This window comes from Chlorobium sp. N1 (assembly GCF_004332115.1).
Taxonomy (GTDB): domain Bacteria; phylum Bacteroidota; class Chlorobiia; order Chlorobiales; family Chlorobiaceae; genus Chlorobium.
In genome coordinates this window covers 268,729-287,989 of the sequence record NZ_SJPA01000002.1, presented here as the reverse complement: position 1 = coordinate 287,989, position 19,261 = coordinate 268,729, and the positions used below count along the sequence as shown (strand labels likewise).

General features: G+C 63.6%; 20 protein-coding genes. 13 read left to right on the top strand and 7 right to left on the bottom strand.

The annotated features are described in order from the left end of the window. Positions 1–1,452: a chromosomal replication initiator protein DnaA gene (gene dnaA, locus E0L29_RS04760; RefSeq protein ID WP_242664292.1), complete on the bottom strand. Its 1,452-nt coding sequence runs from the start codon at positions 1,450–1,452 to the stop codon at positions 1–3. A gap of 472 nt (positions 1,453–1,924) precedes the next feature. Here dnaA and rpmH point away from each other — a divergent pair, with 472 nt between their 5' ends. The 7 genes from rpmH to rlmD are packed head-to-tail and all read left to right on the top strand — an operon-like array spanning position 1,925 to position 7,628. Then, positions 1,925–2,086 carry a 50S ribosomal protein L34 gene (rpmH, locus tag E0L29_RS04755; protein WP_131355466.1) on the top strand — a complete coding sequence of 54 codons (162 nt, stop codon included), beginning with the start codon at positions 1,925–1,927 and terminating at the stop codon, positions 2,084–2,086. 52 nt (positions 2,087–2,138) lie between these two features. Then, positions 2,139–2,552: a ribonuclease P protein component gene (locus tag E0L29_RS04750; protein WP_131355463.1), complete on the top strand. Its 414-nt coding sequence runs from the start codon at positions 2,139–2,141 to the stop codon at positions 2,550–2,552. A gap of 60 nt (positions 2,553–2,612) precedes the next feature. Then, positions 2,613–2,879 carry a membrane protein insertion efficiency factor YidD gene (gene yidD / locus E0L29_RS04745; RefSeq protein WP_131355460.1) on the top strand — a complete coding sequence of 89 codons (267 nt, stop codon included), beginning with the start codon at positions 2,613–2,615 and terminating at the stop codon, positions 2,877–2,879. A 3-nt stretch (positions 2,880–2,882) separates the two neighbouring features. After that, positions 2,883–4,643 carry a membrane protein insertase YidC gene (yidC, locus tag E0L29_RS04740; RefSeq protein ID WP_131355456.1) on the top strand — a complete coding sequence of 587 codons (1,761 nt, stop codon included), beginning with the start codon at positions 2,883–2,885 and terminating at the stop codon, positions 4,641–4,643. Positions 4,644–4,650: 7 nt separating this feature from the next. Further along, positions 4,651–5,253 (top strand): phosphatase PAP2 family protein, encoded by a 603-nt coding sequence (locus E0L29_RS04735; protein ID WP_165498832.1) that lies wholly within the window; start codon positions 4,651–4,653, stop codon positions 5,251–5,253. Further along, a complete protein-coding gene (locus E0L29_RS04730; protein WP_131355450.1) occupies positions 5,240–6,184 on the top strand; it encodes an ROK family protein in 945 nt (314 codons plus the stop codon). Before E0L29_RS04735 ends, E0L29_RS04730 begins: the two co-directional genes overlap by 14 nt. 13 nt (positions 6,185–6,197) lie before the next feature. After that, positions 6,198–7,628 carry a 23S rRNA (uracil(1939)-C(5))-methyltransferase RlmD gene (rlmD, locus tag E0L29_RS04725; RefSeq protein ID WP_131355447.1) on the top strand — a complete coding sequence of 477 codons (1,431 nt, stop codon included), beginning with the start codon at positions 6,198–6,200 and terminating at the stop codon, positions 7,626–7,628. 6 nt (positions 7,629–7,634) lie between these two features. On the opposite strand, the gene E0L29_RS04720 is transcribed toward rlmD, so the two are convergent. The 6 genes from E0L29_RS04720 to E0L29_RS04695 all read right to left on the bottom strand — a co-directional run bounded on the left by E0L29_RS04720 (position 7,635) and on the right by E0L29_RS04695 (position 12,200). Beyond that, the gene (locus tag E0L29_RS04720; protein ID WP_242664281.1) at positions 7,635–8,072 is read right to left on the bottom strand and encodes a YkvA family protein; all 438 of its coding nucleotides are present in this window, start codon (positions 8,070–8,072) and stop codon (positions 7,635–7,637) included. A gap of 26 nt (positions 8,073–8,098) precedes the next feature. Next, positions 8,099–8,914, bottom strand: a complete 816-nt coding sequence (locus E0L29_RS04715; RefSeq protein WP_131355444.1) for a rhomboid family intramembrane serine protease — start codon at positions 8,912–8,914, stop codon at positions 8,099–8,101. Positions 8,915–8,975: 61 nt separating this feature from the next. Beyond that, positions 8,976–10,169: a phosphoglycerate kinase gene (locus tag E0L29_RS04710; RefSeq protein WP_131355441.1), complete on the bottom strand. Its 1,194-nt coding sequence runs from the start codon at positions 10,167–10,169 to the stop codon at positions 8,976–8,978. Positions 10,170–10,285: 116 nt separating this feature from the next. Continuing rightward, positions 10,286–11,302, bottom strand: coding sequence for an endolytic transglycosylase MltG (mltG, locus tag E0L29_RS04705; protein WP_131355438.1), 1,017 nt, complete (start codon positions 11,300–11,302; stop codon positions 10,286–10,288). Between the two features lie 13 nt (positions 11,303–11,315). Continuing rightward, entirely contained in the window at positions 11,316–11,645 is a 330-nt protein-coding gene (locus tag E0L29_RS04700) for a chorismate mutase (RefSeq protein ID WP_131355435.1), read from the bottom strand. 45 nt (positions 11,646–11,690) lie between these two features. Then, positions 11,691–12,200, bottom strand: coding sequence for an NYN domain-containing protein (locus E0L29_RS04695; protein ID WP_131355432.1), 510 nt, complete (start codon positions 12,198–12,200; stop codon positions 11,691–11,693). Between the two features lie 131 nt (positions 12,201–12,331). On the opposite strand from E0L29_RS04695, the gene mraZ reads away from it, so the two are divergent. Genes mraZ through murF form a run of 6 tightly spaced genes read left to right on the top strand, consistent with a single transcriptional unit; the run spans position 12,332 to position 19,256 of the window. Next, positions 12,332–12,793, top strand: a complete 462-nt coding sequence (mraZ, locus tag E0L29_RS04690; RefSeq protein WP_131355429.1) for a division/cell wall cluster transcriptional repressor MraZ — start codon at positions 12,332–12,334, stop codon at positions 12,791–12,793. Further along, the gene (rsmH, locus tag E0L29_RS04685) at positions 12,793–13,776 is read left to right on the top strand and encodes a 16S rRNA (cytosine(1402)-N(4))-methyltransferase RsmH (RefSeq protein WP_131355426.1); all 984 of its coding nucleotides are present in this window, start codon (positions 12,793–12,795) and stop codon (positions 13,774–13,776) included. The genes mraZ and rsmH overlap by 1 nt, the downstream gene beginning before the upstream one ends. Further along, positions 13,773–14,234, top strand: a complete 462-nt coding sequence (locus E0L29_RS04680; RefSeq protein WP_131355423.1) for a hypothetical protein — start codon at positions 13,773–13,775, stop codon at positions 14,232–14,234. The genes rsmH and E0L29_RS04680 overlap by 4 nt, the downstream gene beginning before the upstream one ends. Before the next feature lie 26 nt (positions 14,235–14,260). Continuing rightward, positions 14,261–16,282, top strand: a complete 2,022-nt coding sequence (locus E0L29_RS04675) for a penicillin-binding protein (protein WP_131355420.1) — start codon at positions 14,261–14,263, stop codon at positions 16,280–16,282. Continuing rightward, the gene (locus tag E0L29_RS04670; protein WP_131355417.1) at positions 16,279–17,829 is read left to right on the top strand and encodes a UDP-N-acetylmuramoyl-L-alanyl-D-glutamate--2,6-diaminopimelate ligase; all 1,551 of its coding nucleotides are present in this window, start codon (positions 16,279–16,281) and stop codon (positions 17,827–17,829) included. Before E0L29_RS04675 ends, E0L29_RS04670 begins: the two co-directional genes overlap by 4 nt. Further along, positions 17,826–19,256 carry a UDP-N-acetylmuramoyl-tripeptide--D-alanyl-D-alanine ligase gene (gene murF / locus E0L29_RS04665; protein ID WP_131355414.1) on the top strand — a complete coding sequence of 477 codons (1,431 nt, stop codon included), beginning with the start codon at positions 17,826–17,828 and terminating at the stop codon, positions 19,254–19,256. Before E0L29_RS04670 ends, murF begins: the two co-directional genes overlap by 4 nt. The last annotated feature ends 5 nt before the right edge of the window (positions 19,257–19,261 follow it).

Below are 19,261 nucleotides of genomic sequence, written 5' to 3'. Positions count from 1 at the left end.
TTACATTGATATTATCTCGATTCTCCGGCGGATTTCGTCGATTTTGCCCCGCTCTTCGCCGCCGCCTTCCACTTTCCTGCCGATCGTATTGATGGCGTGGATGACCGTTGAATGGTCACGCCCGCCGAAATGCAGCCCGATCGTCTTGAGCGACGAATCGGTCATCTGTTTCGAGAGGTACATCGCCATCTGGCGTCCGACGGCGATCTCCTTTTTCTTCGATTTTCCCTTCAGGTCGTTCGATGTGATGGAGAAATACTCGCAGACGGCCTTTTCGATCGTATCGAGGTTCAGCTGCTTGGTTGTGTGGCGAATGATGTCCTTGAGGGTCGACTTGGTGAACTGCAAATCGATCTCCCGCTTGTCGAGCGACTGGGCCGCAAGAAGTTTCACGATGCAGCCTTCGAGTTCGCGGACGTTGTCGGTGATGTTGTTGGCAATGAACTCGATGACGTTCTCGTCGAAATTCACCCCGCTCTGGTGAAGCTTGCTGAGGATGATGGCCTTGCGGGTTTCGTAGTCTGGCGGCTGGATGTCGGCGGAGAGTCCCCAGTTGAAGCGTGAAATCAGCCGGTCCTCGATTCCCTTGATGTCCTTGATGGGACGGTCGGCCGAGAGGATGATCTGCTTGTTCGACTGGTGGAGCGTATTGAATATGTGGAAGATTTCCTCCTGGGTCTTCTCCTTGCCGGAGAAGAACTGGATGTCGTCGATGATGAGGACGTCGATGTTGCGGTAGAAAGAGGAGAACTCCTGGATCTTGCCGTTCTGGATCGCATTGACGAAGTCGATCGCGAATTTCTCGCTGGAGACATAGAGCACTTTCGAACCTTCGTGGTTCTCGCGGACCGTATTGCCGATGGCCTGCATGATGTGCGTCTTGCCGAGTCCCACGCCGCCGTAGATGACGAGCGGGTTGAAGGCGTTCTGGCCGGGGTTCTGGGCGACGGACTTTGCCGCCGCGAACGCCAGCGAGTTGCAGTCGCCCCTGATGAGGGTGTCGAAGGTGTATTTGGTGTTCAGGTGCGTCTCGAAGCGCTCGACATCCCTTCGGAACTCCTCTTCGGCCCTGTTCTCCTCCCGGGCAGCAGCCTCCTTCTTCTTGTCGACAGGGGGGTTCTGGGGAGGGAGCTGCATGGTGACAGGCTGTCCCTGCGACTTGTCCATGACGATGGAGTACATCAGCCGGGCTTCGGATCCGATCACATCACGAAGCGCCTCCTTGAGGTACTGGGAGTAGTGCTCCTCTATCCACTCGTAAAAAAAAGTGCTGGGTACCTCGATGGTCAGCTCGTTGCCGGAGTATTCAAGAGGACGGATGGGAGAGAACCAGGTCTGGAATGCAAGCGGATTGATATGCTCCTTGATGGCGTCGAGGCAGGACTGCCATATTTTCTGTTCAACGGAGAGGTTCTTCCGTTGTCGGGTATCCTGCTGCTCCGGAGCGGTCATTGTATCTGCGTAAAGCATGGAAAACGGGAGTTTGAAAGGGGAGGTGCCCTCTAGGAGAGCCCATCAACATCTGGCAGAGGTCAAGTTAGTGTTTTAGGGAGAGAAAAAAGAATCCCGCAGGGGAAAAAGCACCCCCTCGATCCCCAAGTTATGCACGATGTTATCAACATTATAACCTGCTTTAAAAAAAACTCTTACTGGATTTTATCAAAAACTTGTCAACATTTATGGGCGACGCCTCCCCGTGAAGTTACGGGGCGCGCGGCCCATCCGATTTTTTTTATCCACAAGTTGTCCACATTCCTGGCCACTCACTTCTGCCGCTTCAGGATGAAAGAGTGGCCGGTGACGAGGTTCCGTATTTAGTGTCACGGCGGATTTGTTAATGATGGTGCATTGTGCTAAATTACGCGCCCTGTAATTTTGATATTTTGTCAGATTATCCCTACAACACGGTGAGGAGCCATTAGAGATGAAGAGAACATTCCAGCCCAGCAACAGGAAAAGAAGGAACAAGCACGGCTTCAGGCTGCGCATGTCGACCAAGAACGGCCGCAAGATCCTGTCGGCAAGAAGGGCCAAAGGCCGTCATTCGCTGACCGTCAGCAGCGATATGGGAACGGCAGGCAAATAACGCATCGCTTCGCCGGCAGTGCCGGCATTGATGCATAACTGCTTTTCTGGTATTGTCAAACACGCATCTCCACTCTCTGCCCAGGCATGAGATAGTGAGGAAGAAGGCGGTGATATCGCTTCTCTTCACGGGCGGGAAAAGCCTCAAGGGTGATTTTCTCCGTATTGCGTACCGTTTTCCGGCAGCAGTCCCGGATCCGGTCCCTGCTTCCCCCTCAGTAATGTTCGCCGTCAGCAAGAAGACGCTGCCCCTGGCCGCAAGGCGCAATCGCGCCAAGCGGATGATGCGGGAGGCTTACCGTCTGGAGAAGCCTTTTCTTTTGGAGAAGATGCGGGACGCAGGAGACCCGGCCACCCCGGGACCGCTGGTCATGGCAATGCTGTATACGCGGAGGGGCGGCGGAATTCCCTCCCTCGAAGAGTTCAGGCGGGAGTTCAGATCGCTGGTAGGACAGATGAGATTGTAGTGAACAACGCCGCGTTGGTGACGAGAGCACGCTGAAGGACCTGATAACGAAAGTGAAGAGATGGCCATCTGGAAAGTTGTCAACCAGGCGCCCCTTGCGCTCATAAAATTCTACAGGGCGTTCATCTCCCCGATGTTTCCCCCGTCCTGCCGTTTTCATCCCACCTGTTCGGCATACGCCGTCGAGGCGTTCGAAACCCATAATTTTTTCAAGGCATCCTGGCTGAGCGTGTGGCGCATACTCAGATGCAACCCGTTTTCAAAGGGCGGATACGATCCTGTCCCCCCTCGTGACGGCGTTCCGGGAACAAACGACGAAGAGAGATAAGCAATGGATAGGAATTCAGTAACGGGACTGGCGCTCATCGCCCTCATCATGATCGTCTGGCTGCAGTTCATGTCGCCGGAGAAGAAGCCCCTGCAGCAGGTGAGCGATGCCGGGAAGGCCCGCACCGAACAGACCGCCGCCGCCATTGCCGAGTCCGCCGCAAAGGAAGCCGTGGTGAGCGCCTCGACCGGCGATACGTTCGGGATGTTCGCTCCCGCAGCCACCGGAAAGGAGCGCCTCACCAAAATCGACAACGACCTCTTCCAGGCAGTCGTCTCCTCCAAGGGCGCGACCCTGAAGTCGCTCGTCCTCAAGAAGCACCTTGACGGCAACCTCAAGCCCTTCGACCTCGTCAGCGACAGCAAACAGGGAGCGCTCTCCCTGCTCTTTCTCACCCGCGAGGGCCGCCGCATCGATACCCGCGACCTCTATTTCACCGGGGCAAGCCTCGATACCCTCCATACCGTTACCGGCAAGGAGACCTATGCCCTCCGCTACCGGCTCGCGCTCTCGGCGAAGCAGTCGATAGAGATCACCTACCTCTTCACCGGCGACAGCTACAGCATCGGCTACGACGTCAAGCTGACCGGCCTCTCCTCGGCGCTCGCCGGCGGCGAGTACCAGGTGCAGTGGGACGGCGGCCTGCCCTACACGGAAAAGAACCGTGAAGATGAGTCGCACAGCGCCCTGGCCAGCGCCTATCTCGGCGGCAGCCTCGTCAAGCTCGATGCCGAAAAAGACGGACGTTCCTACCGCGAGGAGCAGTCGGGCGACGCCCGCTGGGTTGCGGTCCGCAACAAGTATTTCATTGCCGCCCTCATGTCCGGCGACCGGACGGCCGGGTTCTACCTCGATGGCGAGAAGAGCCGCGGCAACGCCTATGAGAACTACCTCGCCTCCCTGAAGATGGAGGCGCCCGCATCCGGGGGCGTCATCGACAGCCGTTTCAGCATCTATCTCGGCCCGCTCGACTACAATACCGTGAAGGCGCAGCACGCCGGGCTCGAAAAGATCATGGACTTCGGATGGGACTGGCTCACCAGGCCGTTTGCCGAATTCCTCATCCTGCCCGCCTTCACCTGGATGAACACCTTCATCTCCAACTACGGGCTCATCATCATCATCTTCGCCTTCCTCGTCAAGCTGGTGACCTATCCGCTCTCGACCGCATCGACCAAGTCGATGAAGAAGATGTCGGCCCTCCAGCCGATGATGAAGGAGCTGCAGGAGAAGTACAAGGACAACCCCGCCAAACTCCAGAGCGAGCTCGGCCGCATCTACAAGGAGGCCGGCGTCAACCCGCTCGGCGGATGTCTTCCGGTGGTATTGCAGATGCCGCTCCTCTTCGCCATGTTCTACGTCTTCCGCTCCTCGATCCAGCTCCGCCAGCACGGCTTCCTCTGGGTCAAGGACCTTTCGGTGCCCGACTCCATCCTGGACCTCGGCTTCACCATCCCGATGTACGGCAGCCACATCGCGCTCCTGCCGATCCTCATGGGCGTGACGGTGTTCCTCCAGCAGAAGATCACGCCGACGGCGCAGACGAACGACCAGATGAAGATCATGATGTACATGTTCCCGGCCATGATGCTGCTCTTCTTCAACAACATGCCCTCCGGCCTGGCGCTCTACTACCTGATGTTCAACGTCTTCAGCGTCGCGCAGCAGTTCTACATCAACTCGACCAGTTCGCCGGCCGACCTTCCGCAGGTGAGCATGAGCGCGCCGTCCCGCCCCAAAAAGAAGAAGTCGGGCGGAAGGTAAGGGAGCTATCGTGCTGATTGAGCAGGCCGACCGGTGGCTGTTCGGGGTACTGAACAGCCGCCTTGCCACCCCGGCGATGGACGATCTCATGGTCTTCCTTACCAGCGGAAAGCTTTCCGGGCACATTCTCGTCCTCATCGCACTCTTCATGCTGGTGCAGCGCGGCCGCCGGGGTATCGTCCCCCTCCTGCTCGCGCTCGCGGCCGTCGGGCTTTCCGACTTCACCGCTTCGGGCGTCCTCAAGCCCCTCGTCCAGAGGGTGCGGCCCTGTTTCGCCATCGAGCATGTCCGCCTGCTCATCGACCAGTCCCACTCCTGGTCCTTCGCCTCCTCCCACGCAGCCAACATGGCGGCCGTCGCCACGACGGTCTGGATCTTTTTCAGCCGCGGCCCGCTCGTCGAGCGTGCGTTCACCGCCATCACCCTCGCCTATGCACTGCTTGTCGCATTCTCCCGCGTCTACGTCGGGGTCCACTATCCCGGCGACGTGCTCGGAGGGATGGCGATCGGCGTCGCCTGGGCCTCGATCCTGTACCTCGCCTGGAGCTGGGTGATGAAGAACTTCGTCAGGCGCCCGGCACCGGGAGGCGGATCCGATGCAGGGGCCTGAGCGCTACTGGGGGATCGATCTCGGCGGAACCAAGATCGAGGCGACAGTCATCGGCCCCGGCACCGAGGAGCTGGTCCGTCTCCGCATCCCGACCGGGGCCGAGCGGGGGTACGACCACATCCTTGCACGGGTCGGCGAGCTGCTCCGCATGACGGCGCAGCAGTCGGGGCTCCCGCTCCCGGAGGTCGTCGGCATCGGCACTCCGGGCAGGTACGAGGAGCGGAGCGGCGCCATGAAGAACTCCAACACCGTGTCGCTCAACGGTCGCGACCTTCCCTCGGATCTTTCGGAAGCGCTCGGCCGGAGGGTGGTGATCGAGAACGACGCGAACTGTTTCGCCCTGGCCGAGTCGCTCCACGGGGCGGCCGCACCCTCTATGCGCTCCCCATCCTCATGCGTCTTCGGCATCATCCTCGGCACCGGGACCGGAGGCGGGATCGTCTACGGCGGAAAGGTGAGGCGGGGGGCGCACGGCATCGCCGGCGAATGGGGCCACAACCCGCTCGTCCAGGACGGTGAGCCCTGCTACTGCGGCCGCAGCGGCTGCGTCGAAACGGTTATTTCCGGTCCTGCCCTCGAGCGCTGGTACGCCGGGCATGCCGGCGTGGAGCTTCCGCTCGAGCGGATTGCGGCCGATGCGGGAACAGATCCTCTGGCCCGCGCGACCGTTGATCGGCTTGTGGAGCAGTTCGGCCGTGCGCTTGCCGCCGTCCTCAACATCCTCGATCCCGATGCCTGTGTCATCGGCGGCGGGGTCGGCAACATCGACGCACTCTATTCGGAGGAGGCGCGGCGGGCCGTCGAGAGCCACCTCTTCAGCGGGCGGCTTGAAATCCCGCTGCTCCGTCCCATGCTCGGCGACAGCGCCGGGGTGATCGGAGCGGCGCTCGCGGCAAAGGCATACATCGAGAATCCAGAACCAGAACACTAGAAAGAGAAGAGGCATGGCTGAGAACACCTACCGCAAGGGAGACATCATCGAACTTACCGTCACCGACCTGGCCGAGAAGGAGCAGTGCTTCGGCCGCCTGCCCTGCGGCATGGGAGTCATGGTGTCCGGCATGCTGGCCGTCGGAGACCGGATATCGGCCCGGATCCGCAAGGTCCGGCAACGGTACATCGAGGCCCAGGCCGTGGAGGTGCTCGAGCCCTCGGTGGACCGGGTTGAGCCTCCATGCAGCTTTTTCGGAGTGTGCGGGGGCTGCAAGCTGATGCATGTCGGCTACGAAGCGCAGCTCCGATACAAGGAGAAGAAGGTTTCCGACGCCCTCCGCCACCTCGGCGGCTTCGTTGATTCCCCGATGGCCGCCCCCCTTGCAGCGCCCTCCCCGGAGCACTACCGCAACAAGATCGAGTTCTCCTGCTCGAGCAAGCGCTACCTCCTGCAGGAGGAGATCTCCTCCGACCGGCTGCAGGCGCCGAAGAACTTCGCCCTCGGTTTCCACGCGCCCGGCAATTTCGAGAAGGTCATCGACATCGACCGCTGCTTTCTGGCCAAGGAGCCGATGAACCGGGTGCTCGGGCTCACGCGCCGCTTCGCCCTCGAGAACAACCTCGAGGCGTACGGGGCAAGGGAGCATACCGGGTTCCTGCGCAACCTCGTGGTGCGCTACAGCGAGGAGCGCGACGAACTGATGGTGAACCTGGTGACCTCCTGGTACGACCGGGACCTCATGGAGCGCTATGCCGTATACCTCGAGGAGGGTATGGCGGGGGCCGGGATGACCATCGTCAACAACGTCACCAGCCGTCGCAATACCGTCGCGACCGGCGAGCGGGAGTACGTGGTGCGGGGCAGCGGCGTCATCACCGAGCGGCTCGGAGAGCTGGATTTCAGGATCTCGGCCAACTCGTTCTTCCAGACCAACACCCGGCAGGCCGAGGTGCTCTACCGCTGCATCCTCGAGGGTGCGGGGCTGCGGGAGGAAGACACGGTCTACGATCTTTACTGCGGCACCGGCACCATCACCCTGTTCATGGCGCGCCACTGCCGGCGGGCTGTGGGCCTCGAGGTGGTGGAGAGTTCGATCCTCGACGCCCGTTCGAACGCCGAGTACAACAATGTGGACAACGCCCTCTTCTTCCAGGCCGACCTGAAGGATTTCAAGACCATGCTGCCGACGCTCGAGGCCCATGGCCGGCCGGATGTCGTGGTGACCGATCCGCCGAGGGCGGGCATGCACCCGAAGGCGCTCGAGGCGATGGTGCAGCTCGGGGCGCGCACCATCATCTACGTCAGCTGCAATCCTGCAAGCCTCGGCCGTGACGGAAAGGAGATCGCTTTGGCGGGGTACCGCATGGAGTCTGTAAGGCCGGTGGACATGTTCCCGCACACGGCGCATATCGAGAGCGTGGCCTGTTTCGTGCGGGAGTAGGGTGGGCTAGGGCTCGCCGTCGGGGATTTCGGAGTACTCGGCGGTTTCGGCGTCCTCGTGCTTCCGTTTCTCCCATGCCGTGAAGGCATCGATGTCCTGGCCGATCGAGGCGAGCACGGCGGAGACGACGGCCAGGTCGTCGGCGAAGCCGAGGAGTGGGATGAAGTCGGCGATGGCGTCGAAGGGCGAGAGGAAGTAGATGAGGGCCGCGGCGGCAAGCACGATGGTCTGCCATGGCACCTCCCGGTACTCTTTCGAGGCGTAGCTCTTGACCATGCGGACCAGCGGCTGGATCTTCTCGAGGAGATCGGGCACCATGCCGGCGCTCCTGAGCGAGGCGGACTTGTTCATGACCGAGGCGAGGAGCTTCTGCACCCTGCCGGGGTTCTTCATCACCCGTTCGGCGCGGCCCGTGCTCCTCTCCATCGACGGCATCTCTTCCATGCTTTTCTCCCTGTTTTCCGCTTCGGCTATTTCTTTCCCGCCTTAAGCAGTTTGCGGCGTTCCTCGGCGCTGAGCGAGCTGTAGCCGCTTCTGGTGATCTTCTCGAGGATCCTGTCGATTTCGGCCTCGCTCGCCGACTCGTCGCTGCGCGTGATGCTGTGGATGCGGGCGCTTCCGCGCTTCACCGGTCGGCGGATCTTCTCAAGCACCCCGTCGAAGCTGACGTCCCGCCGTTTCAGCGTGATGTAGATCCAGCCGATCAGCATTCCGCCGAGGTGGGCGAAGTGCGCGATGTTGCTGCCGCTGCCCATGGTGCGGCTGCCGAGGCCCGAGAAGAACTCGATGAAGGCGTATCCGGCAACAAAGAACTTCGCCTTGATGGGAAAGAGGAAGTAGAGGAAGATGTAGCGGTCGGGGAACATCATGCCGAAGGCGAGCAGCACGCCGTATACCGCTCCCGATGCGCCGATCGTCGGATAGGTCGAGCCGGCGGTCGCCAGGAGGTTGATGAGGGCCGCTCCGATGCCGCAGGTGAAGTAGTAGATGTTGAACTGCTTCGTTCCCCAGTAGTTCTCGATCTCGGCTCCGAAGATCCAGAGTGCGAACATGTTGAAGAAGATGTGGGCCGTCCCTCCGTGGAGAAAGAGGTAGGTCAGCGGCTGCCATATCCTGAAGTTGCCCGAGCCGACAGGCCAGAGGGCGAACTCGGAGAGCAGCACGCCGCTGAATGCCGGGAGGTTCTCCAGCAGGAAGACCCCCACGTTGACGAGGATGATGGCCTTGATCGCCGGAGGGATCACCTGGAACCCGCCGGGACGGTAGGGCTGGTTGGAATAGTTCATGATAAGCGGTTTGCCGGCCCCGCCGCATTGTCGGGCGGGGTCGTTCTCGGTTCGGTTGGCTTCAGCCGTTCAGGGCGGCGATGCCGGGGAGCTCCTTGCCTTCGAGGAATTCGAGGCTTGCGCCGCCTCCGGTGGAGATGTGGGTCATCCGGTCGGCAAGGCCCGCCTTGGCGACGGCTGCCGCGGAGTCGCCTCCTCCTATGATGGTGGTGGCCCCTGAGGCCGTGGCTTCGGCCAGCGCTTCGGCGACGGCGACGGTGCCGCCGGCGAAGTTGTCGATCTCGAAGACGCCCATCGGTCCGTTCCAGAGGACGGTCTTTGCCGCAAGGATCTCCCTGCGGTAGGTCTCGGCGGTTTTAGGGCCGATGTCGACGCCCATCTCGCCCGCCGGAAGCTGGTCGACCGGTGCGGCGTGGAAGGGGGCGTCGGGGGAGATTTCGGGAGCGGCCACGACGTCTTCGGGCAGGATCAGCCTGACGCCCATCTGTTCTGCCTTGGCAAGCAGTTCGAGAGCCAGGTCGGTCTTGTTCTCTTCGACGAGCGAACGGCCGGTCTCGAGGCCCTGGGCACGGAAGAAGGTGAAGATCATGGCGCCTCCGACGAGCACCGTGTCGACCTTGCTGAAGAGATTGTCGAGGACGTCGATCTTGCCGGAGATCTTCGATCCGCCGAGGATCGCCACGAACGGGCGCTCGGGGTTCTCGAGGGCCTTGCCGAGGTACATGAGCTCTTTTTCGATGAGGTATCCGGCAACGGCGGTCTGCACGAAGTGGGTGATGCCTTCGGTCGAGGCGTGGGCACGGTGCGCGGTGCCGAAGGCGTCGTTCACGTAAACCTCGCCGAGCGAGGCGAGCTCGCGGGAGAATTCAGGGTCGTTGGCCTCCTCCTCGGGATGGAAGCGGAGGTTCTCGAGCAGCAGGACCTCGCCGTCCTGGAGCGCAAGCGCCTGCTGCATCACCTCGGTGCCGATGCAGTCCTTCGCCATGATGACGGGGGTGTCGATGAGTTCTGAGAGTCGCTCTGCGACGGGAGCCAGGGAGTAGTCGGGATTGACCTTTCCTTTCGGCCGGCCAAGGTGGGACATCAGGATGAGGCGCCCTCCGTTGTCCAGCACCTTCCTGATCGAGGGAAGGGCTTCGACGATCCGTTTGTCGTCGGTGATCTCGCGCTCGCCGTCGAGGGGAACGTTGAAATCGACGCGCATCAGTACCCGTTTGCCTTGGATGGTTATGTCCGACAAGGTCTTTTTCTGCATTGCTCTCTGGATTGGTTGAAAAAACTAAGCTGGTGGCCGTTCATGCGTTAGTTGGCAATATAAGCATCTGGAACACAAATAAGAGGGGCCCGTTAACCGTTCCCCCTTTCCCTCCCTCAGCGCGACGAGCGGGCGCTGCGGTATCTGCGGACGTTGGCTGCGTGGCCGCTGAGGGTGGAGGCGAAATAGTGCCCGCCCCTGCCGGTCGCCACGAAGTAGAGGTAGTTCGTCCGGGCCGGGTTCGTGGCGGCCATGATCGAGGCCGCCCCCGGGCTGCAGATCGGACCCGGCGGAAGTCCCCTGACGCGGTAGGTGTTGTAGGGGGAGTCGGTTTCAAGGTCCCTGTAGTAGAGCCGGCGGCTCTCTCCTATGGCGTACTGCACGGTCGGGTCGGCCTGCAGGCGCATTCCTTTTTTCAGCCGGTTGAGGTAGACGCTCGCGACGAGCGGCTTTTCCTCGTCGAGCGGCGTTTCTGCCTCGACGATGGAGGCGAGCGTCAGGAGCTCCCGCTCCGTAAGCCCTTTCGCTTTCGCCGCCTGAAGGAGGCTGTCTGAGCAGAACGCCCGGCATCGTTCGATGAGGAAGCTTACCGTCTCTTCGGGGGTGGCGGCCCATACGAAGTTGTAGGTGCCGGGGAAGAGGTAGCCTTCGGCGTTCTCTGCCGTGAGGGCGTGCCGCCTGAGGAGGCGGGCGTCGGAGGCGGCGCGGACGATGGAGGCGGAATCGATGTCGAGTTCGCGCGCAAGGATCGCGGCCGTCCTGTGCAGGTCGAGCCCCTCGGGGATGGTGATGCGTACCTCGTCCTGGCTGCTGCCGCGCATGTAGGCGAGCAGCTGGTAGCTCGACATGGCGGGCGGAATGGTGTAGCGTCCAGGCTTGATGTGGTGCAGCCGTCCGATGAGCCGTCCCGTCAGGGAGACCGGCCAGCGGAGCCGGATGGTGCCGGCCCTCTGGAGGCCGGCGACGATGGTTGAGAACGAGTCGCCGCGGTGGACGGCCACTCGGGTCGTCTCGCCGGAGGTGTTCAGGCCGGGGACGAAGGCGAGGGCGAGCAGCGAGAGGGCTGCGGCGACGGCGAGGCCGGGGAGGACCGTCTTGCCGATGTTTTTTCGCGAAAGGGGGTTCAGCTGCATCGGGGGCGGAGCCTCAGGCTTCGGGGGCGCTGCCGGCCCGGTTCTTGCAACCGTGCTGGAAGAGGCGAGACTCTTCGAGGATGCTGCGGTAGATGTTGACGAGGGTTCGGGACTTCTCCTCCGAGCCGGCCCGCTCGATGACGTTGTGGATGACCTCTTTTTCCCTCTCGGGCTGCAGCACCTCTTCGCCCATGACGGACTTCAGGGCGCTGATCCTTCCTGCGCAGTCGAGCCGCTCGTCGAGGAGGGCCGTGAGTTCACGGTCGATGGAGTCTATTCTCTTCCGCCATCGCTCAAGTTCCTGCCACTCGGCTTCGTGCCCGGAGGGGGTATCGGTCGTCATAGGTGCTCAGTGTGGTTAAAATGGTGTGGGCCCCGGGGACGGGGGTCAGGAACCGCTGCCGCCGAACAGCCGCATCCATCCTTCCACCTCCCGCTCCGGGAGGGGCTCTTCTGAAAACTTCCTCCGGTTGGCGCTCCGCTCCCTCCCGGATGGATGTCCGGCGGGCAGGAGCATCGAGGCGAAATCACCGGAGCTCAGGCACCGGGCCCCGAAGGCCGCGGAGTACCTTCGGACCTCGTTGTCCGAACTTACAATAGTAAGGATTTTTGCTGTCGTGTTCAATGATTTTGCGTAATCAATGATCCAGTGGTCGGCGCTTCTGCCCCGCATGGTGAAGACGGTGCGCACCTCTCCGGCGTTCTCGATGTCGCGGTACCGTCCGTCTCCGTCGTAGACCACCGTGACGGGCCCTCCCCTCGTCTTTCTTCTCCATGCGCGAATCATCGCCTCGAGCCTCCCGCGGAGGGGTTCGAACGAGTCCCCGGAAGCGGGGCTGAACAGGTGGTGGATGAGGTTGTAGCCGTCCACGACGGTCTCTTTCTGTCGCTGCTGCATCTCTGGAGGGTCACTTGCCTATCATAATAATGGAATATTTTTTTAGTGCATCCTTTTTTATACATTTCGGGTGGTGCAAAATGGTAAAAAATGGGAGGTTTCGGCCAAAACGGAGCAGAACTGACGTCGACATGGCAGGTTTTATCGGAAAAGAGCGGCATGCGGTCGATGAAAAGGGGCGGCTGATGATTCCTGCGAGGTTCCGCAGGAAGTTCCCCGGAGCGGCTGCCGGACCCTCCTCCACCAGGGAGGCCTCCTCGCTCTACGTGATGAAGTCCCCCGACCGTTCCCTCGAGCTCTATCTCCCCGATACGTGGGAGGCGATGGCGAGGAGCATTTCCGCGCTCTCGGATTTCCACCCCGACGAGCGTCTCCTGAAGACCCTGATGTACGAGAGCCTCGAGATGGTCGAGCTCGACCGCCAGGGCCGCATCCCCCTTTCCAGGGAGTTTCTCGACCATGCCGGCATCACGCGGGACGTGGTCGTCATCGGTGCCGATACCAAAATGATCGTATGGGAACCCGGACGGCTGTCCGAGATGCTCGAGAGAAGCAGCGGGCGCTTTGCGGCGCTTGCGGGAAGGTATTTCTGATGCTGCAATCCCCCGACAGCTACCATGATCCCGTGCTCCTCCGGGAGTGCATCGAGTCGCTGGTGCTAGGGCCCGGCCTCTATGTGGACGGGACGCTCGGCGGCGGCGGCCATTCCCTGGCCATCCTCCGGAAGCTCGAGGCGGAGGGCTGGCTCGAGCGTTCGCTCCTTGTCGGGATCGACCAGGATGACGAGGCCCTGGCGACCGCCCGCCGGCGCCTTGAGCCCTTCGGCCGGAGTGCGCTCGGAGTGAAGGGGAACTTCCGGGACATCCTCTCCCTCGTTTCGGGCGAGGCCCGACGGCTCGGGATGGAACCGGCGGCGAAGGGCATCCTGCTCGACCTCGGGGTATCGTCCCGCCAGATCGACAGCGCCGGGCGGGGGTTCAGCTACATGCAGGACGGACCGCTCGACATGCGCATGGACGCATCGGCTCCGCTTTCGGCCGAAGACCTCCTCAGGGACCTCGACGAGCGGGAGCTGGCCTCGATCATGTTCCGCTACGGCGAGGAGCCGCGCAGCCGGGCGATAGCGCGCGCCGTGGTTGCCGCCCGTGAGAAGCAGGGCCCGCTGCAGACGACCAAAGAGCTTGCGGAGGTCGTCAGAAGCGTCGTGCACGGCCGCCAGCATCTCATCCGTTCGCTCTCGAGGGTGTTCCAGGCGCTGCGCATCGCCGTCAACGGGGAGCTCGACGTCCTCCGCCAGGTGCTCGAAGACGGAGTGGCGCTGCTCGCGCCGGGCGGGCGGATGGCGGTCATCAGCTACCACTCGCTCGAGGACCGGATGGTGAAACAGTTCTTCGCGAAGCAGTCGGAGTGCGACTGGGGACCGAAGGGGGTCGGGTTGCGCGAGCCGCTTTCCAGGGGCGAACTGTCCCTTGTGACCCGCAAGGCGGTCACGGCTTCCGAGGAGGAGGTGCGACAGAACCCCCGGGCGCGGAGCGCGAAACTCAGGGTTGCTGAAAAAACAGGAGGTGTCCAATGATCAGCGCGCGGCTGCTGCCGGCTTCGTTCGGCAGGCTCCAGACATTCTTTTTCCGGGGGCCCGGCCACTCGTCGCCCGATCCCGAAGCCGCTCCTCCCGCGGAGCTCCGGCCTCTGGCTGCCCGCCCGGTTTCCGGGCCCCCTCTTTCCGGCGCCTCGGCTCCGCAACCGGGAAGGGGCCTTGCGCCGGACTTCTCGCGCCTGCTCAGGCTGCGCTCGTTCCTCTACCTGCTGGCGGGTACGGGGTTTTTCCTGTTTCAGATCAACAGCACCATCGCCATCAAGAACCTTGCGCTCCAGAACGAGCGGCTCCGCAGCCACATCCGGCTCACCACCAGCGTGCTTGCCGCGCAGGAGCTGAAGATCAGGGAGCTGCAGAGCATCCACAGCATCACCAAGGATGCCGCCGCGCTCGGGCTCGTCCCGTCGCCGGAGCCTCCGGTCGTGATCCAACCATGAACGGCAGGGCCTGAGGGAGAACGAGCATGAACGAGGAGCGGCAGGGGACGGCTGAGGTCGACAGGGGGTTCGGCAGGAGGATCGGCGTCCTCATGCTCGTCTTCGCCCTGTTCATGTCGGCCATCATCGCCATGCTCTTCAAGGTCCAGATCCTCAACGGTTCGACCTACCGCGAGAAGGCGTCCCGCCAGTACGAGCGAGTGGTCACCAGCACGGCCCGCCGGGGAGACATCCTCGACCGTCACGGCAGGATGCTCGCCGAGAGCATCGAATCGGTCTCGTTCTACGCCGACCCGAAGATCGTGCGGAAGACACCGCTCTTCGACGACAGGGGCCGTCCGGTCAGGGACCGCCGCACACGCAAGCAGAAGACCTTCGACAACTCCCTGCACATCGCCACCCTCTTCGCCCGCCATCTCGGCGGCAGCAGGGACTCCTACCTCAAGGAGCTTCGCCGCCGCCGCGGCAACGCCGTGCTCGGCCGCAAGGTACCCATCGCCAAGGCGCTCCCCCTCCTGAAGGAGAAGATCCCGGGCGTCTGGAGCGATCGCGAACACCAGCGCTACTACCTGAACGTCGCCTCGCAGGTGATCGGCCTGACCGGCAGCGGCAACAAGGGCACCAGCGGCCTTGAGCTCGGGCTCGACAGAGAGCTGCGCGGCACCGACGGCACGACCATCTACCAGCGCACCGCGACCGGGAACCGCTATCCCGCGCCCGACGCCCGGCAGGAGGCGGCCGTTCCGGGCAATACCGTCGAGCTCACCATCGATGCCGACATCCAGAGCATCGTCGAGGACGAACTCTCGGGCATCGTCGAGCGCTACAGCGCGGCGGCCGCGACCGGCATCGTCATGGAAGTCGGGACGGGCGAGGTGCTCGCCATGGCCAACTACCCTACCTTCAACCTCAACGACCGTTCGACCTGGACCCCCGAGAAGGCCAGGAACCGGTCGGTGACCGACAGCTTCGAGCCCGGTTCGACCTTCAAGATCGTCATGGCGGCGGCGGCCACGGAGAAGCTCGGCCGCAGGGCCGAGGACATGGTGTTCGCCCATAACGGCGTCCTGCCGGTCTACAACCGCAGGGTGCGGGACCATGAGCCTTACGGCGACATCACGTTCCGCGAGGCCATCATGTACTCGAGCAACGTCGTCGCGGCCAGCACCGCCATGGAGCTCGGGAACGAGGCCTTCAAGGAGTACGTGGACCGGTTCGGGTTCGGCCGCAGAACGGGCATCGGCCTCGTCGGGGAGATTGCCGGCAATGTCAAGCCGCTCGAGAAGTGGAGCGGCACCACCCTGCCGTGGATGGGGTACGGCTACGAGGTGACGACCACCCCGATCCAGATCCTGCAGGCCTATGCCGCCATGGCCAACGGCGGTGAGCTGATGCGTCCGTTCGTCGTCCGGCGCATTTCCGACGCCTCGGGCCATACCGTCCGGCGCTACGAGCCGAAACGGGTCGGGCGGGTGATGTCGGAGCGGACGGCCGAGTACATGAGCCGCGAGTATTTCAAGGCGGTCGTCGACAGCGGTACGGCGGTGAGCGCCTCTCTCCGGGGTATCAGCGTGGCCGGCAAGACCGGCACGGCACAGCGTTTCACCGGAGGCTCCTACCGCAACAAGGTCTACGTCTCCTCGTTCGTGGGATACTTCCCGGTAGAAGATCCCCGCTATGCGATAATCGTGCTTGTCGAAGATCCCAAACCGGCGTATTATGCGTCCACCGTCGCAGCGCCCTCGTTCCGTTCCATCGCCTCGAGGATGATCGCCTGCTCGGCCGAGATGCGCGAAAACCTCTCCATCCGTTCGAGCGAGCAGGCCGAGCTCCGCCGGATCGAAACGGTGGCGGTGCCGGAGCTCAGGGGGATGTCGAGGGGGGAGGCCGAACGCCTCCTGAAATGGCTCGGCCTGCATATGGAGCACCGCGGTCCGCGCGACGGGCTCGTCGAGAGCCAGGACACGGCGCCGGGAACGAAAGTGGACGGGCGGACGGCGGTCCGGGTGAGGCTTGCCCCCATAACAAAGAACAGGAATCCTTCATGAACGCCAGCGCCCAGCCCGTCGGCATGCAGCCGGTCCCCCTCCCGGAGATCCTCGGGGAGCTGGGAGCCTACGAGCTCGAGGCCGGAAGGCCCGAAGGGGTGAGGGTGCGATCGGTCACGAACGATTCGCGGGAGGTCGAAGAGGGTGCGCTCTTCGTGGCGGTAAGGGGGTTCGCCGATGACGGCCGGCGCTTCATCGCCCAGGCGGTCGAGCGGGGCGCCGTCGCGGTGCTCTCTGAGGAGTTTCCCGGGGGCATCGGCACCGGCGGTGCGGTGTGCATCAGGGTGCCGGACGCCCGCCGCGCGCTCTCGCTTGCCGCAGCCTCCTGCTACGGCCATCCGGCACGGAGCCTGAAGGTCGTCGGCGTGACGGGCACGAACGGCAAGACCACGACGGCGCGCCTCATCGCCTCCATCCTTTCCATGAACGGCCTCCCCTGCGGATACGTCGGAACCGGGAAGGCCATCGTCGGAGGCCGGGAGTTCCCGCTGGAGCGCACCACCCCGGAGGGGCACGGGCTGCAACGCCTCCTGCGCATGATGGTGGATGCCGGCAGCCGCGCCGTGGTGATGGAGGTCTCCTCCCACGCGCTCGAGCTCGGCCGGGTGCACGGCCTGGCCTTCGACGCTGCGGTGTTCACCAACCTGACGCCCGACCACCTTGACTTCCACCCCTCGATGGAGGCTTACGCCGAAGCCAAGCGCAGGCTTTTCGACCAGCTGGCGCCGGGCGGCATGGGGGTCTTCAACGTCGACGATCCGAAAGCGGCCTTCATGGCGGCCCGGGTGCCGGAGGACCAGCGCGCCTGCTGCTCGCTCGAGGCGCATCCGTTCCGCGGCATGCGCTGCGGCAGCAGTTACGGCGCACTCCTCGCCGGGGAGTCCGCCGGTTCCTCGAGGGTACGGCTGTCGTTTCCCGGGGTGGCGGAGCTGGAGGCCGAGTACCGGCTGCCGGGCCGCTTCAACGTGATGAACCTGCTCGAGGCCGCCGCGGCTTCGCACGCCCTCGGCCTGTCAGCCGAAGCAATCGTCTCAACCGTTCCGGCCCTCCAGGGGGTGGAAGGGAGGATGGAGCGGGTCGAGGGGCCCGCCATCCGGGGCACGGCCATCGTCGATTACGCGCACACCCCCGACGCGCTCCGCCAGGCGCTTTCCGCCCTGCGCGCCCTCCTTCCTCCGGACGGGCGGCTCGTCGTCGTCTTCGGATGCGGGGGGAACCGCGACCGCCTGAAACGGCCCGAGATGGGCCGAATCGCCGCGGAGCTGGCCGACCGGGTCGTCATCACCAGCGACAACCCGCGTGACGAGGATCCCGAAGCGATCCTCGACGGAATCGAAGCGGGTATGGAGAAACGAGGCCACCTGCGCATCACCGACCGGGCGGAGGCCATCCGGGCGGCCGTCGCGATGCTGCGGCGGCAGGACGTACTGCTCGTCGCCGGCAAGGGCCATGAAACCTATCAGGAAGCCCGCGGAAGGCGGGAGCATTTTTCGGACCGCGAGGTGCTCGAGAGCGGCCTGAACCCGAAAGAGGAGACGAACGCATGAAGGGCGTGTTGACGTGGGATGATTTCCGGCAGTGCGGCGAGCTCGTCATGGACCCCGCAGCCCCTCCCCGCCGGGAGGTGGCCGATCCCCTTGCGGCGATCGACTCGCGGGCGATGGACGGCCCCGGGATCTTCATCGCGCTCAGGGGCGAATCCACCGACGGCCACCGATACGTCGGCGAGGTGTTCCGGCGCGGCGCCGATTTCGCAATGGTTTCGGCCGAATGGCACCGCACGGAGGGCAGTCCCCTCCCGCCGCCCTCGAAGGCCTATATCGTGGTGGATGATACGGAGCGGGGGCTGCAGCAGCTCGCCACCATCTACCGCGACACCTTCGCCATTCCGGTCGTCGGCATCGGCGGCAGCAACGGCAAGACCACGACGAAGGAGATGACGGCGGCCGTCCTCAGGACCGGATTCAGGATCCACGTGAGCCGCGGCAACCTCAACAACCACCTCGGTGTTCCCCTCACGCTGCTCGGCATGCGGCGCGACACCGAGATCGCCGTCGTCGAGATGGGCATCAACCATCCCGGTGAAATGGAGCTGCTCGTCTCCATCGCCCGGCCGACCGACGGCCTGCTCACCAACATCGGCCACGAGCACCTCGAGTTCCTCATCGACCTCGACGGCGTCGCCCGGGCCGAACGGGTCCTGTACGAGTGGCTCGACCGCTCCGGCGGCACGATCTTCGTCAACGCCGACGATCCCCGCCTCGCCGATGCCTCAACCGATCCCGGGCGCCATTTTCCCTACGGCACCGGCAGTGCGGAGGGGAGGATCTGCAGCGCGCAGTCGGTCACGGTCGGCGATGGCGGCAGGGTCTCCTTCACGCTTGCCTGCGGAGAGCACCGCGAACCGGTATCGCTGCGCTTGACCGGAAGGCACAACGCCCTGAACGCCGTCGCGGCCGCCGCCGTCGGCCTGCACTTCGGCCTTTCGCCGCGCCAGGTCCGCGAGGGGCTCGAGGGGCTGCTTCCCGAAGCGGGCTGGAAGCGGCTTGAACTTGCCGAAGAGGGCGGGGTCGCCGTCATCAACGATACCTACAACGCCAACCCGGATTCGATGCGCCTGGCCATCGACACCCTTCTCGACATGCCCTCCCGAGGCCGGAGGATCGCCGTCCTTGGCGACATGCTCGAGCTCGGGGCAACGGCCGAAGAGGAGCACCGCCTGATCGGCCGCTATCTTGCCGCCCGACCGGTCGACATGCTCTTCACCTTCGGAGAGCTCGCCGCCCTCGCCTGCCGAGAGTGCAAAGGGGCCTGCCGCGGGAGCTTCGGCGCCAGGGATGAGCTCCTCCGGGCTCTCCGCGAATGCGTCCGGCCGGGCGATACGGTGCTTTTCAAGGGATCGAGGGGCATGCGTCTCGAGCAGACGGCCGGCGACCTGCTCCTCGGGCTGAAACAGGGTACACCAACAAGCTGAACAGA

Bases quoted from the DNA above. Each gene is read 5' to 3' on its own strand.
- dnaA (WP_242664292.1), bottom strand. From the start codon at position 1,452: ATGACCGCTCCGGAGCAGCAGGATACCCGACAACGGAAGAACCTCTCC.
- rpmH (WP_131355466.1), top strand. From the start codon at position 1,925: ATGAAGAGAACATTCCAGCCCAGCAACAGGAAAAGAAGGAACAAGCAC.
- yidD (WP_131355460.1), top strand. From the start codon at position 2,613: ATGGCCATCTGGAAAGTTGTCAACCAGGCGCCCCTTGCGCTCATAAAA.
- yidC (WP_131355456.1), top strand. From the start codon at position 2,883: ATGGATAGGAATTCAGTAACGGGACTGGCGCTCATCGCCCTCATCATG.
- E0L29_RS04730 (WP_131355450.1), top strand. From the start codon at position 5,240: ATGCAGGGGCCTGAGCGCTACTGGGGGATCGATCTCGGCGGAACCAAG.
- rlmD (WP_131355447.1), top strand. From the start codon at position 6,198: ATGGCTGAGAACACCTACCGCAAGGGAGACATCATCGAACTTACCGTC.
- E0L29_RS04720 (WP_242664281.1), bottom strand. From the start codon at position 8,072: ATGGAAGAGATGCCGTCGATGGAGAGGAGCACGGGCCGCGCCGAACGG.
- E0L29_RS04715 (WP_131355444.1), bottom strand. From the start codon at position 8,914: ATGAACTATTCCAACCAGCCCTACCGTCCCGGCGGGTTCCAGGTGATC.
- E0L29_RS04710 (WP_131355441.1), bottom strand. From the start codon at position 10,169: ATGCAGAAAAAGACCTTGTCGGACATAACCATCCAAGGCAAACGGGTA.
- mltG (WP_131355438.1), bottom strand. From the start codon at position 11,302: ATGCAGCTGAACCCCCTTTCGCGAAAAAACATCGGCAAGACGGTCCTC.
- E0L29_RS04700 (WP_131355435.1), bottom strand. From the start codon at position 11,645: ATGACGACCGATACCCCCTCCGGGCACGAAGCCGAGTGGCAGGAACTT.
- E0L29_RS04695 (WP_131355432.1), bottom strand. From the start codon at position 12,200: ATGCAGCAGCGACAGAAAGAGACCGTCGTGGACGGCTACAACCTCATC.
- mraZ (WP_131355429.1), top strand. From the start codon at position 12,332: ATGGCAGGTTTTATCGGAAAAGAGCGGCATGCGGTCGATGAAAAGGGG.
- rsmH (WP_131355426.1), top strand. From the start codon at position 12,793: ATGCTGCAATCCCCCGACAGCTACCATGATCCCGTGCTCCTCCGGGAG.
- E0L29_RS04680 (WP_131355423.1), top strand. From the start codon at position 13,773: ATGATCAGCGCGCGGCTGCTGCCGGCTTCGTTCGGCAGGCTCCAGACA.
- E0L29_RS04675 (WP_131355420.1), top strand. From the start codon at position 14,261: ATGAACGAGGAGCGGCAGGGGACGGCTGAGGTCGACAGGGGGTTCGGC.
- E0L29_RS04670 (WP_131355417.1), top strand. From the start codon at position 16,279: ATGAACGCCAGCGCCCAGCCCGTCGGCATGCAGCCGGTCCCCCTCCCG.
- murF (WP_131355414.1), top strand. From the start codon at position 17,826: ATGAAGGGCGTGTTGACGTGGGATGATTTCCGGCAGTGCGGCGAGCTC.